The organism is Amycolatopsis sp. NPDC114504, from assembly GCF_055633595.1.
On sequence record NZ_JBVKDU010000001.1, the window covers coordinates 652,003 to 664,249 of the forward strand.

General features: G+C 73.0%; 13 protein-coding genes. 6 read left to right on the forward strand and 7 right to left on the reverse strand.

Annotation, left to right across the window (positions count from 1 at the left end; translation table 11 throughout):
* Positions 1-128: 128 nt before the first annotated feature.
* Positions 129-3,257, forward strand: coding sequence for a helix-turn-helix transcriptional regulator (locus ACZ7PG_RS03135; protein ID WP_470237433.1), 3,129 nt, complete (start codon positions 129-131; stop codon positions 3,255-3,257).
* On the opposite strand, the gene ACZ7PG_RS03140 is transcribed toward ACZ7PG_RS03135, so the two are convergent.
* From ACZ7PG_RS03140 to ACZ7PG_RS03150, 3 genes are all read right to left on the reverse strand, one after another.
* Positions 3,235-3,804 (reverse strand): GNAT family N-acetyltransferase, encoded by a 570-nt coding sequence (locus ACZ7PG_RS03140; RefSeq protein ID WP_470237434.1) that lies wholly within the window; start codon positions 3,802-3,804, stop codon positions 3,235-3,237. The genes ACZ7PG_RS03135 and ACZ7PG_RS03140 overlap by 23 nt on opposite strands.
* 39 nt (positions 3,805-3,843) lie before the next feature.
* Positions 3,844-4,509, reverse strand: coding sequence for a nitroreductase (locus tag ACZ7PG_RS03145; protein ID WP_470238988.1), 666 nt, complete (start codon positions 4,507-4,509; stop codon positions 3,844-3,846).
* 99 nt (positions 4,510-4,608) lie between these two features.
* Positions 4,609-5,085 (reverse strand): MarR family winged helix-turn-helix transcriptional regulator, encoded by a 477-nt coding sequence (locus ACZ7PG_RS03150; RefSeq protein ID WP_470237435.1) that lies wholly within the window; start codon positions 5,083-5,085, stop codon positions 4,609-4,611.
* A 484-nt stretch (positions 5,086-5,569) separates the two neighbouring features.
* Between ACZ7PG_RS03150 and ACZ7PG_RS03155 the strand changes: the two genes are divergently transcribed.
* The 4 genes from ACZ7PG_RS03155 to ACZ7PG_RS03170 are packed head-to-tail and all read left to right on the forward strand — an operon-like array spanning position 5,570 to position 7,904.
* Complete coding sequence (locus ACZ7PG_RS03155) at positions 5,570-6,007, forward strand: helix-turn-helix domain-containing protein (protein ID WP_364524664.1); 438 nt, start codon at positions 5,570-5,572, stop codon at positions 6,005-6,007.
* Positions 6,004-6,510, forward strand: coding sequence for a hypothetical protein (locus tag ACZ7PG_RS03160; RefSeq protein ID WP_470237436.1), 507 nt, complete (start codon positions 6,004-6,006; stop codon positions 6,508-6,510). The genes ACZ7PG_RS03155 and ACZ7PG_RS03160 overlap by 4 nt, the downstream gene beginning before the upstream one ends.
* Complete coding sequence (locus tag ACZ7PG_RS03165) at positions 6,503-6,868, forward strand: hypothetical protein (protein WP_470237437.1); 366 nt, start codon at positions 6,503-6,505, stop codon at positions 6,866-6,868. Before ACZ7PG_RS03160 ends, ACZ7PG_RS03165 begins: the two co-directional genes overlap by 8 nt.
* Positions 6,861-7,904 carry an MAB_1171c family putative transporter gene (locus ACZ7PG_RS03170; protein WP_470237438.1) on the forward strand — a complete coding sequence of 348 codons (1,044 nt, stop codon included), beginning with the start codon at positions 6,861-6,863 and terminating at the stop codon, positions 7,902-7,904. Before ACZ7PG_RS03165 ends, ACZ7PG_RS03170 begins: the two co-directional genes overlap by 8 nt.
* Here the strand turns inward: ACZ7PG_RS03170 and ACZ7PG_RS03175 are convergent, their stop codons facing one another.
* The 4 genes from ACZ7PG_RS03175 to ACZ7PG_RS03190 form a co-directional block, all read right to left on the reverse strand.
* Positions 7,905-8,861 (reverse strand): catechol 2,3-dioxygenase, encoded by a 957-nt coding sequence (locus tag ACZ7PG_RS03175; RefSeq protein ID WP_470237439.1) that lies wholly within the window; start codon positions 8,859-8,861, stop codon positions 7,905-7,907.
* Between the two features lie 10 nt (positions 8,862-8,871).
* Positions 8,872-9,891, reverse strand: a complete 1,020-nt coding sequence (locus ACZ7PG_RS03180; RefSeq protein WP_470237440.1) for a 4-oxalomesaconate tautomerase — start codon at positions 9,889-9,891, stop codon at positions 8,872-8,874.
* Positions 9,888-10,592, reverse strand: a complete 705-nt coding sequence (locus ACZ7PG_RS03185; RefSeq protein WP_470237441.1) for a 4-carboxy-4-hydroxy-2-oxoadipate aldolase/oxaloacetate decarboxylase — start codon at positions 10,590-10,592, stop codon at positions 9,888-9,890. Before ACZ7PG_RS03185 ends, ACZ7PG_RS03180 begins: the two co-directional genes overlap by 4 nt.
* A gap of 82 nt (positions 10,593-10,674) precedes the next feature.
* Positions 10,675-11,352 carry a GntR family transcriptional regulator gene (locus ACZ7PG_RS03190; protein ID WP_470237442.1) on the reverse strand — a complete coding sequence of 226 codons (678 nt, stop codon included), beginning with the start codon at positions 11,350-11,352 and terminating at the stop codon, positions 10,675-10,677.
* Between the two features lie 75 nt (positions 11,353-11,427).
* Here ACZ7PG_RS03190 and ACZ7PG_RS03195 point away from each other — a divergent pair, with 75 nt between their 5' ends.
* Positions 11,428-12,213: a DUF1932 domain-containing protein gene (locus ACZ7PG_RS03195; protein WP_470237443.1), complete on the forward strand. Its 786-nt coding sequence runs from the start codon at positions 11,428-11,430 to the stop codon at positions 12,211-12,213.
* Positions 12,214-12,247 lie beyond the last annotated feature (34 nt).

A 12,247-nucleotide genomic window follows, 5' to 3' on the forward strand; every position in this document is an offset into this window, starting at 1 on the left:
CCAGCGTGGACGGCATCCGGCGGGCCCCGCACGGATCTCGAAGAACCGAACGATTCGCGCGCCGGGGATAACCTGGACGGGCCCGGCGCGCGTTCGCCGGTGGTCCTGGTTCCGGGGCGGAGGCGGAAATGGCCCAGGCTGATCCCGACGACCGCGTCCGGCGCCGGTTGCGGACCCTGCAGCGCGCGGTCGGCGGCCCGAGCGACGCCGCCCTGGCGCGGCGCAGCGGGATGTCGGCGGCCACCTTCTCCGAGGTGATGTCGGGGAAACGGAGCCCGCGCGAGGAGTTCGTCGGCAAGGTGGTCGCCGGGTGCGTCGTGTCGGCCCGGGTGAACGGCCAGGCCCCGATGGACGTGCGGCGGGTGCTGCACGCGTTGCGGCTGCCGGGGCACACCGCGTCCGACAGCGGGCTCCTGGAGCGCGACGACGACCTCGACCGCTGCTCGGCGGTGCTGGAGGCGGTCCGGGACCGGGTCGGCGCGACGGTGCTGATCGAGGGCCCGGCCGGGATCGGCAAGTCGCAGCTCGTGGCCCAGGTGTGCACGGAGGCGGCGGTGCGCGGGATCGTGCCGCTGGCCGTGCGGGGCAACCAGCGGGACCAGACGATGGCGTTCGGCGGGGCCCGCACCCTGCTGGCCCGCTGGGTCGCCGGCCGCGGCGAACGGGAGCGGCGCGCGCTGTTCGCCGGGGCGGCCGACTTCGCGCGCGTGCCGCTCGGGGTGCCCCAGGCCCGGCACCGCGGCCCGGACTCGATGATCGGGCTGACGGAGGCGTTGTACTGGCTGGTGGTGAACGCGACGTCCCTGCTCGCCGCCGGCGGAGACGAGGAAGGCCTGCTGCTCGCGGTCGACGACGCGCACTGGCTCGACGAGGAGTCGTTGCGCTGGCTGGAGTTCCTCGCCGACCGGCTCACCGGGCTGCCCGTCGTGCTGCTGCTGGCGCACCGGCCGCACGAACGGGCCGCGCTCGCCCGCATCGGGGTGCGGGCGACGGAGGTCGTGCGGCCGCGCCCCCTCGGCCTGGCGGCGGTCCGGACGCTGGTCCACCGCGGCCCGCTCCCGGCCCGGGTGCGCGGCGGCGAACCCGACGACCGGTTCTGCGCGGCGCTGCTCGACCGCAGCGGTGGCAACCCGTTCTACCTGCGGTGGATGCTCGACATGGCGCGGGAACGCGACCTCAAGCCCACGGCGTCCGACGCGGAGCTGGTCGGCACGCTCACGCCGCGCCACGTGGTGGCGTACCTGTCCGAACGGCTCGCCCACCTCGGCCCGGACGCGCAGCGGCTGGCCCACGCCATCGCCGTGCTGGGCCCGGGACACCCGCTCGGCGACACCGCCCGGCTGGCCGGGCTGGCGGCGGCCGAGGCGAAACGCGAGTACGACCGGCTCTGCGACGAGGCGATCCTCGCTCCCGGGCCGACGGTGGAGTTCCGCCACCCGATCATCCACAGCGCCGTCCACGACGCCATCGACCCGTCCCGCCGCAGCGATCTCCACCTGGCCGCCGCCAAGCTGCTGCACGATCGGGACGCCGCGCCCGACGCCGTCGCGGCGCACCTGCTCGACGTCCACGCCGCCGGTGACCCGTGGGTCGTCGACCTGATGACCACGGCCGCCGAGGACGCGCTCGGGTCGGGGCTCGCCGCCACCGCGGCGCGCTACTTCCGGCGGGCGATCGAAGAACCGCCGCCGGCGCCCCGCCACAGCCGGGTGCGGCTGCGGCACGGCCAGGCCCTCGCCTTGGAGCAGGTGGCGGCGGCGCTCCCCGAACTGCGCGCGGCCTACGGGCTGGCACCCGACGACCCGCAGCGCACCGACGCGGCCGTGGCGCTCGCGAAGACCCACGGTTACGCCGACCAGGTCGGCGACGCCGTGCGCCTGCTCGACGTCGCGCTCGGCCGCTGTCCCGACGATCGGCAGCGGCAACGGCTGCTCGCCGAGCAGCTGCTCTGGGCCGCCTGGTGGTCCGACGATCCGCTCCGCGCCGACCGGATGGCCCTGCTGGACCGGATCGCGCCCCCGCTGCCCGGCGGCACCGACGTCGAACGGCTGCTGATCGTGCTGCACGCGTGGAGCCTCGTGCTGCGCGGCCGGCCGCGTGCCGAGGCGCTCGCGGCGGTCGAGCGGGTCGTCCGGGCCGGCGTGGTCTTCGCCGACGTCGACCGGGGCATGGAGATCGCCACCATGTCCGGCTTCGTGCACCTCTACTCGGGCGCCGCGGACGTCTCGCACGACCGGTTCGACCAGGCGGTCGACGAGTTCGAGCGCAACGGCTGGCGGGGCACGCACCTCGCGTTCGCCTACGCCAACCGCGGGCATTCGGCGTTGCGGCTCGGCCGGCTCCCCGACGCCGTCGCCGACACGGACATCGCCCTGCGGCTGGCCGTCCGCAGCGGGACCGGCACGCCGGCCGAGTGGTTCGCCACCGGCACGCTCGTGCAGACCCTGCTGGCACGCGGAGAAACCGGCCCGGCGGCCGCGATCTGCGCGGAGCGGGGCTACCGCGACCGCCGGCCGGACGCGGTCGTCATGCCGGTGCCCGCGGCGGTGGCCGGCGAGCTGCTCCTCGCACAGGGCGACCACGTCCGGGCCGCCGCGGCCCTGCGCGATGCGGGCCGCCGGCTCGACGCCGCCCCGATGCGCAACCCTGCCGTGTGCGGGTGGCGCTTCGACCTGGTCGAGGCGGTGCGGCGGCAGGCACCGGACAAGGCCCGCGAGGTGGCGGCCGAGGCGGCGCGCCTGGCCGACGTGTTCGCCGACCCGGGAACCCGCGGCCGCGCACTCCGGACGCTCGCGACGGTCGACGCGGATCGCCTGCCCCTGCTGGAGGAATCCGCCCGGGTGCTGCGGAACGCGCCGAACCGGTGGGAGTACCTGCGCACGCTCGCGCACCTGGGCACGGCCTTCGCCGGCGCCGGGCACACCGAAGACGCCCGGCGCACGTTCACCGAGGCCGTCGCGCTGGCCGACGAGTGCGGCGCGCCCGCCCTGCGGAAGGACCTCGAAGCGGAGCTCGGCGCCCTGGGCGTCACCGCCGGCCGGCCACCGAGGGTCAACGCCTTGGCGCCGCGCTCACGACGGGTCGCGGAGCTCGCCGCGGCCGGGCACTCGGAGGCCGAGATCGCGCACAAGACGGTGCTGACCCTCGACACCGTACGGAAGCTCGAGTCCGGCGTCCACGAGCTGCTCGGCACCGAAACACGGGCCGGGCTCCGCCGCGTCCTGAACGAACCGGTCAGCGAAGGTCGAGACGCATGAGCCAGCGGACCCGGCGATCGGCCCGCGCGTCGGTCGGCCGGATCCGCACGAACCCGGCCGCTTCGAACAGCGACGTCGTGCCGACGTGGGCCGCGCTCGAGCTGATGCGCGCGCCTTCGGTGTCGACGGGGTAGCCCTCCACCGCCGGGGCACCGCAGGAGCGCGCGTGGTCGACCGCGCCGGCGAGCAGCGCCGCGGAAACCCCTTTGCGGCGGTGCGATGAGCGGATCACGAAGCACACGACGCTCCACACGGGCAGGTCGTCGACCGGCGGCATGGTCCGCGAGCGTTTCAGCCGTTCCATGCTCGACCGCGGCGAGACACCACACCACCCGACCGGCTCGTCCCCGTCGTAGGCGAGCACGCCGGGCGCGGGCTTGTCCGCGCAGAGGCCGCGGACCCGCTCGGCTCGCGCGTCGCCGCGCAATGCGCTGTACTCGGCCGAGGTGACGCGGTAGGCGAGGCACCAGCAGGCGCGGTCGTTCCCGCTGGGGTTGAGGATGGCGGCGACGTCTTCGAAGCGCGCCGCGGGGCGGATCTGGACCATGGGGTCACCGTAGATTCGCATGCCCGGCAAAGCCACCGGCTATCCCTCGACGAACGTGACCGTCTCGCCGAGCGTGGCCCGGCCGATGCGGGAACGGTCGGCCGCGGCGTTCTCGAACCCGATCGACAGGCCGCAGAAGAGCAGCAGCCGGTCCGGCGGTGCCACGATCTCCGAGACGGTCCGGTGGAACTTCGCCCACGCCATCTGCGGGCAGCTGTGCAGCCCTTCGGCGCGCAGGAGCAGCATGACGGTCTGCAGGTACATGCCGGCGTCGGACCACTGGGGCCGGCCCAGGCCGCGGTCCAGGTAGCAGAACAACGCGGCGGGCGCGCCGAAGCAGTCCCAGTTCGCGGAAGCGGCTCGCTGCCGCGCTTCCACGTCTTCGCGCGGGATGCCGAGTGCGCCATAGCGTTGCTCGCCGAAGGCGGACCGGCGTTCGCGGTACGGGGACTCCAGAACCGGCGGGTACATCTCGTACTCCGGCTCGTCCCACGGGTCGCCCGCGGCCAGGCGCTCGCCGGCGCGCTTCTTCAGCTCGGCCAGCGGCGCGCCGGTGAGCACGAAGGCGTGCCACGGCTGGAGGTTCGACCCGGACGGCGCCCAGGCCGCCGCGGCCAGCACGCGCTCCAGCACTTCCTTCGGGACCGGCCGGTCGTCGAAGTCCCGCACCGCCCGGCGGCTCGTGACCGCTTCGTAGACGTCCATCATCGGGGATCACCTCGCAGACTTCGTTACGAACGAGAACGTATCATTCGATACAGTTTCTCGGCCACACGAATGTCGGCGAGGTCTCACCGGAAACCCCTACGCGCCTTCGGGATGCGCGAGCCGGGTCAGCAGATCCGTCAGCCGGGCGGTTTCTTCGGCGTCGAGGTCCGCGACCAGCCGTTCGGCCACCGGCACGGCCTCGACGTGAGCCGCGTCGAAGAGCTCGGCGCCGCGCGGGGTGATCTCGACCGCCCGCACCCGGCGGTCGCCCGGCACGGACTTGCGCACGGCCAGCCCCAGCCGTTCGAGATCGTCGACGACCCGCATGATCCCGGCCTTGTCGGAGCCGGCCGCGTCCGCCAGGTCCCGCTGCATGGTGGGCCCGCGATCGGCCAGCACGATCAGCACGGCGAAGTGCCGCAGCTCGATGCCGAGCGGCCGCAGCGCCTCGGTCATCACCGCGGCGGCGCGCCAGTGCGCCCGGCGCAGCAGCAGCCCGAGCGCGAACGGCGAGACGTCCCCCGGACGGTCGGTCGCCCGCGAGGCGCCGGTCTTGCGGGGGACGTCGGCCACCGGCCCACCGTATCGTCCGGCTCGGCTAGCGGCCGGTTCCGGCACACCGGGCGTCCGACGGCCCCGCCTGCCACACGGGGACGATGCGCGTCAGCGGCACCGGAACCGGCGGACCGGACGCGGCGAGCAGCGTCGTATAGACCGTTATACGAGTCAGCTGGACGAGCGGCGTCGTCTCACAGCTCGACGCCGCGACGAGCACCACATCGGGTGAAGCGTCTTCGCTTCAGGTTCGCTGCCCCGCAGGGCAGCCGGCGCCTCCGATGCAGTGGGCGTAGAGCAGTCCGGCGGCGCCCACCACGGCCAGCCGTCCCGGAATCGTCCTCGCGTTCCTGCGGAAAATGTGAACCGCCCCCTCGCCCATTCACATCAGTTGGTGAATCCCGGGCCGATCGTAAACTGACGTGACCGACGCGGTCAACTGAGGTGGACCGGTGACCCCGAACCCGCCTCACCGCAGCTGGCGGCGCGGTAGACTCGCGCCATGCCGGAGGAGATCGCGGCGGGGACCCTCTCCGCGAAGCTGAACCACCTGTTCGGCGTCGTGCGTCCCGCCGACGGCGACGAGTACACCTTCGACGAGGTCGCCGAGTCGATCCGGACCCAGGGCGGCCCGACGATTTCCGCGACCTACCTGTGGCAGCTGCGCAAGGGCCTGCGCGACAACCCGACCAAGCGGCACCTCGAAGCGCTCGCGGGGTTTTTCGGCGTGCCCCCCGCGTATTTCTTCGACGACGCGGAAGCCGAGCGCATCGACGCCGAGCTGACGCTGCTCAGCGCGTTCCGCGACGCACCGGTCCGGCAGATCGCGCTCCGCGCGCGCGGGTTGTCGGCGAAGAGCCTCGAAGCGATCAGCGACATGGTCGACCGCGTCCGCGAGCTCGAGGGCCTGCCCGAACCGGCGAGCGACGCCGAACGATGAGCGCCCGCGGGCGGCGGCAGCTGCGTCACCGGTTCGCCGCGGTGCTGCGGGACCTGGACCTGCCGGCCTCGTTCGACGTGCCGGCGCTGTGCGCGGCACTGGGCGAGCGACGCGGCCGCCCGATCCGGCTGCTGCCGCTGCCGGGGCTGTCCGAGGTGTGCGGGCTGTGGATCGCGACGGACAAGACCGACCTGATCGCGTACGAGAGCAACACGAGCGCACCGCACCAGGACCACATAGTGCTGCACGAGATCGGCCACATGCTGTGCGACCACTACCCGGCAACCCTCACCCCGGCCGAGCAGATGCGGTTGTTGCTGCCCAGCCTGGACCCGGCAATGGTCCGCCGGGTGTTGGGGCGCGCGGGGTATTCGAGCGTGGAGGAGCGCGAGGCGGAGTTCTTCGCGACGATGCTGGGCCAGCACACGGGGTTGGCGCACCGCGGCGATTCGGTGGCGGACCGCCTGCGCTCGGCGTTGGAGGACGGCGGCGACCGTGGGTGAGCTGAACGGCGGCGCCCTTGCCACGCCGCCGAGCCGGCGGGCGAACATCTCTCGCACCGGCCCGGCCACGTCGGCGAGCGGGCATGCGCCCATCCCCCACACCGGCCCGACCACGCCGCCGAGCCGGCGGGCGAACATCCCCCGCACCGCCCCGGCCGCGCCGCCGCCTGCGCAGGACCTCATCGCCAGCACCAACCCGGCCACGCCACCGAGCCAGCGGGCGAACATCCCCCGCACCGCCCCGGCCGCACCGCCGAGTGCGCAGGACCTCATCGCCAGCACCAACCCGGCTACGCCACCGAGCGCCCGCGACCGCACTCCCCAAACCCGGCCGGCGAGCGGCGGCGACCGTGGGTGAGGTCATCCGCCGCTACGGCCCAGCCGCCCTCGCCTGGATCCTGCTGCTCTTCCTCCGCCCCGGCCCCGCCCCCGGCCGCCGGCTCGTGCGGTTCTGCGTACTGGGCCTCGCCATCTCCCAAACCGCTCTCACCCCAGCCGTCCGCGGCTTCACCCGGGAGGTCGGCGCCGCCAGTGTCGAGCTGCTCGTCGCCCACCTCGCCATGCTCGGCGCGGTCTGGGCCGGCGCTCAGCTCCTCCTCCGGCTGCACGGACTCACCGCGAGCGCCCACCGTCACACCGCCTGGGCGCTCTTCGGTGGCGCCGCGATGATCGTCACCTTCGGGCTGGCCCCCGATGTGCTGCCGCAGTCGCCGTTCGTCATGGAGTACTGCATCGCCTACGCCGTCGCGCTGCTGCCCGAGTTCGCGGTCATCGCCCGGCTCTGCCTGCAGGACGCGCGCCGGGCGCCGGACCGGATTCTGCGGGCCGGGCTCGGCCTGGTCGTCGCCGGGGTCGTCGCCGCGGCCGGGTACATGGTCGTCCGGACGCTCGTCGCGATGACCTCGCGACTCCCCTTCGACTTCGACTATGGCCGGGGTTTCCTGCTCAGCAAGGCACTCCCCACCACCGCGCACCTGCTCGTGCTCGTCGGCGTCGGCGCGCCCGCGGTGGCCGGCTGGCTGCGCCGCCACCGGCAGTACCGCCGGCTCGGCCCGCTCTGGCTGGCCCTCTACCGGGCCGAACCCGCGATCGCACTGGAACCCCCGCGCACCACCGTCTTCCCGACGCGGCTGCAGCTCTACCGGCGCGTCATCGAGATCCGCGACGGCCTGCTCGTCATCCGCCCGTACCGCACCGGGTCCGGCACCGGGGAACAGCAGGAGGCCGCCGAGATCCTGGCCGCCCTGCGCGCCCGCGAAGCCGGCCTGGCGCCGCTCGAACCCGAGACGACCGTCCAAGGTGGACAGGACCTCGGCAGCGACACCGACTACCTCTGCCGCGTCGCCGACGCCTTCCGCGAGCTCAGCCGGCGCCCCACCGCGGACGTGTCCTGATCACGCCACCGGCGGCGTCCCGTGCGTGTGGAACGACTCGATCGTCTTCAACCCCCACGCCTGCCCCTTGGCCCGCTCGGCCTCGGTCCACGTGACCGGCTCCCAGTCCGGCGCGAAGATCAGCCGTCCGGTCGGGTTGCACAGCTCGATGCGGTTGCCGCCCGGTTCGTACAGGTAGAGGAAGAACGTCTGCTGGATCGCGTGCTTGTGCGGCCCGGTCTCGATGTGGACGTCGTTGTCGAGCGCGATGTCGGCCGCCCGCAGGATGTCCTCGCGCGTGTCGGTCGCGAACGCGATGTGGTGCAGGCGCCCGTTCGACTTCGTCCAGTCGGTCGTGTAGACGATGTCGTAGGACTTCTGCGCGAAGTGCGTCCACTGCCCCGAAATCACACCGCTGTCGAGCTGGATCTGCTCGGTGACCCGGCCGCCCAGCGCGTCGCAGATGAACCGGCCGTTGACCTCGGCCTCGCGCGCCAGGTAGTTGACGTGGTCGAGGCGCCGGACGCCGACCCCGCGCCCCGGGTAGGCCTGCGCCTGGTTCTTCAGCGCCGGCCGCAGGTGCTCGGGCGGCTGGTAGCGCTCGGTTTCCCAGTAGACCTCGAGCTCGTGGCCGTCCGGGTCGCGGAACAGGTAGGTGGGGCCGATCCCGGTGTCGCCGTCGACCCAGCCGACGCCGAGCCCGCGTTCCTCCAGCGCGACCACGCGCCGTTTGAGGGCCTCTTCACTGGACGCGCGCACCGCCGTCCGCCCGACCCCGGACGTCTTCGCCGCGGTGAGCTTCAGGCTGTGGTGCTCGTAGTCGTCCCAGGTGCGCAGGTAGACGGAGTCGCCGTCGGTGCCGTTCTCGGTCAGCCCGAGCACGCGGACGAAGAAGTCCAGGCTCTTCTCCGGTTCCGGGGTGAACAGCTCGACGTGACCGAGGTGCGCGATCTCGTGGCGGGGCGAGGGCTGGGGCATCGGGATCTCCTCAGGGACGGGGGAAGACGGTGCCGTCGAACAGCTTCCGCGCGGTACGGATCACCGTCGACCGGCGGACGCGGGATCCGTCGAACTCGATCGCCACCGCGAGCTTGCCGCTCGGGTGCTCGATCTCGACCGGCTCGCCGTCCGCCGGTTTCCGGAGGAGCTCGCTCCCGACGGCGCCGTCGAGCAGCAACGCCGTCACGACGCTGACCCCGCCGAGCACGCCGATCGACGGGTGCTGCTTGACCGGGATGAACGTGCGGGTGGCAATGGCGCCGCCGGCGCGGGGCGCGGAGACGAGCGTCGTCTTGGGGACCGACGAGCCGCGGACGTCGCCGAGGCCCATCAGCTTCCCGGCTTCGACGCGCAGGGCGTCGATCCGGTCGGCGAGCCCCGGTTCCTCGCCGAGGTCCTCGGCGCGGGCGACGACGACCGGCATCCCGTTGTCCACGCAGGTGACCGTGATGCCGCCGACGTCGTCGCGGACGTTGCCGGTGGGCAGGAGGCTGCCGCAGACCGACCCTTCGGTCTCGGTGAAGTCGAGCTCGACCGGGGCGGCGGTGCCGGGGACGCCGGAGATCGCCGTGTCGCCGCTGTAGTCGACTTCGCCGCCGGGGGTCGCGAAGGTCGAGACGGCGATGGTGCCGGTGTTGACCAGCCGCACGCGCACGGTGGTGCGCTCGTCCCCGGCGGGCACGAGTCCCCGTTCGACGGCGAACTGCCCGACGCCGGCCAGGAGGTTGCCGCAGGTCTGCCGGTCGGAGACGGTGGGTTCTTCGACGCCGAGCTGCAGGAACAGGTAGTCGATGTCGTGGTCTTGTCCGTCCGCCTTGGACACGATGGCGACCTTGCTGGTGACCGGCTGCGCGCCACCGATGCCGTCGATCTGACGCGGGTCGGGGGTGCCCATGATCCGCATCAGGAGGTCGTCGCGGGTCTTCGGGTCGGCGGGGAGGTCTTCGGCGAGGAAGTAGGCGCCCTTGGAGGTGCCCCCGCGCAGGAGCATGCAGCGCACGCCGGTCATGCCTGCTCCTTCTCGTACTCCTCGGCGCTCAGGTAGCGGACGCCGAGGGTTTCGAGCTTCTCGCGCAGGCCGTAGCGGTCGAGGCCGAGCTGCCCCTGGGCGAACGCTTCCCGTGCGGCGGCTTCCTTTTCGAGGCGGGCCTGGGAGGCTTCGAGTCCGATTTGGACATCTTCGCGGCGGACGCGCATGACGCCGTCGTCGTCGGCGAGGATGGCGTCGCCGGGGCGGATCACCTGGCCCCCGATGACGACGGGGACGTTGACGGCACCGGCGGTCGCCTTGACGGTGCCCTGCGCGCTGACGTCGGCCGACCACACGGGAAAGCCGAGCGCGCGCAGGTCGGTGACGTCGCGGACGCCGGTGGTGGTGACCAGGCCCTTGACACCGCGGTAGCGCAGGGCGGTGGCGAAGAGTTCGCCGAAGAGCCCGTCGCGGCACGGCGAAGTGGTGGTGACGACCAGGACATCGCCTTCCCGGCACTGCTCGACGGCCGCGTGGATCATGAGGTTGTCACCGGGCCAGCAGAGCGCGGTGACGGCGGTGCCGCCCATGCGCGCGCCGTCCTGGATCGGGCGAAGGTCCGGGCCGAGCAGCCCGGAGCGCCCGAGAGCCTCATGAACGGTGGCGACGCCGTAGTCGGCCAGGCGGGCGACCTGCTCCAGGTCGGCACGCGGCGGATCGGTGACGATGACGGGCTTCATACGGCCCACGGTACGGTTCGGTTGACGAAATTGTCAACAATTTTGGCGAGCAGATGCGGCGAGCGAGGAGCGGCCCGCCAGATCAGGGGCGCAGGTGCGAAACCTCCGCGGCATCGGCCGCCTTCAAGGCCTCGATCACGCTCCCCAGGTGCGCCCGCGCCGCGTCCGCCGCGCGGTCCGGGCGGTGTGCGCAAATCGCGTCGATGATCGCCAGGTGCTCCGGGAGCGACACCTGGGGCCGGCCCGGGCGCATCGCCAGCCGGAACTGGTGGCGCACGCTCTGCCCGCGCAGCCGCTCCAGCACCTGCGCCGCCGTGCGCTGGCCGCTGATCTCGCGGACCCGGCGGTGCAGCCGCTGGTTGAGGCCCGAATACCCGACCACGTCACCGGCCGCCACGGCCTGTTGCATCAGCTCGCCGAGCTCTTCCAGCTCATTGATCTCCGCGTCGGAAATGCGTTCCGCCGCCTTCGCCGCGCACAGCGACTCCAGCATCATGCGGACCTCGGAAATCTCGACGGCCTCTTCCAGCGAAACCGCGCGCACCCGGGCGCCGCGGTTCTGCACGCGCTCGACGAGCCCTTCGTTGGTCAGCTCGATCAGCGCGGCACGCACCGTCGCGCGGCTCGCGGCGAACTGGCTGGAAAGGTCCGCCTCCACCAGCCGCTGGTTGGGCACGAACTCGCCGCGGACGATGGCGTCCCGGATGGCCGCCACCACGGAACGCTCCCCCGGCTGCCCGTCCGCAGCACTCTCGGTCATCCTTCAGCTCCATTTGTTGACAATTTTGTCGAGAACATCGTGTACTCGATCGTAGCTTGTAGAGAGGATTCTGCTATGACCGGAACCATCGCGGTACTGGGACTCGGCGAAGCGGGTAGCGCGCTCGCCCGCGACCTGGTCGCCGCCGGCGCTGTCGTGCGCGGGTACGACCCGGCCGTCCCCGCCGCCGAGAGCGTCGTCTCGACCGGCTCCGAGGCCGAAGCCGCCGACGGCGCCGACCTGGTGCTCAGCGTGAACAGCGCGTCCGCGGCCGTCGACGCGCTCGAAGCCGGCCTCGCCGGCCTGAAGACCGGCGCCGCCTGGGCCGACCTGAACACCGCCTCCCCAGGCACCAAGCGCAGGCTGGCCGCCCTCGCCGCCGAGCACGGCGTGCCGTTCGCCGACATCGCCATCATGGCGCCGGTGCCGGGCCGCGGCCTGCGCGTCCCGATGCTCGCCACCGGCGCCGCCGCCGAAACCGCCGCCGGAACCCTGAACACGTTCGGCGCCGCGGTCGAGGTCATGCCCGGCGACGCCGGGCTCGCCGCCGAGCGCAAGCTGCTGCGCAGCGTCTTCTTCAAGGGCATGTCGGCCGCCGTCGTCGAAGCGCTGACCGCCGCGCGCGCCGCGGGCTGCGAGGACTGGCTCCGGAAGATCATCGTCGACGAGCTCACCGCGGCGAACGCGGCGACCGTCGACCGGCTCGTCGACGGCTCGATCAAGCACGCCGTCCGCCGGACCGCCGAGATGGCGGCCGCCGCGGAGATGCTCGGCGAGCTGGACGTGCGCGCGGACGTCGCGAGCGCGGCCCGCGACCAGCTCGCGTACATAGCTGATTCACAGGATTGTCAACAATCTTGACGTAACTCTTGTGTTCAATATCTCATCGGATGTA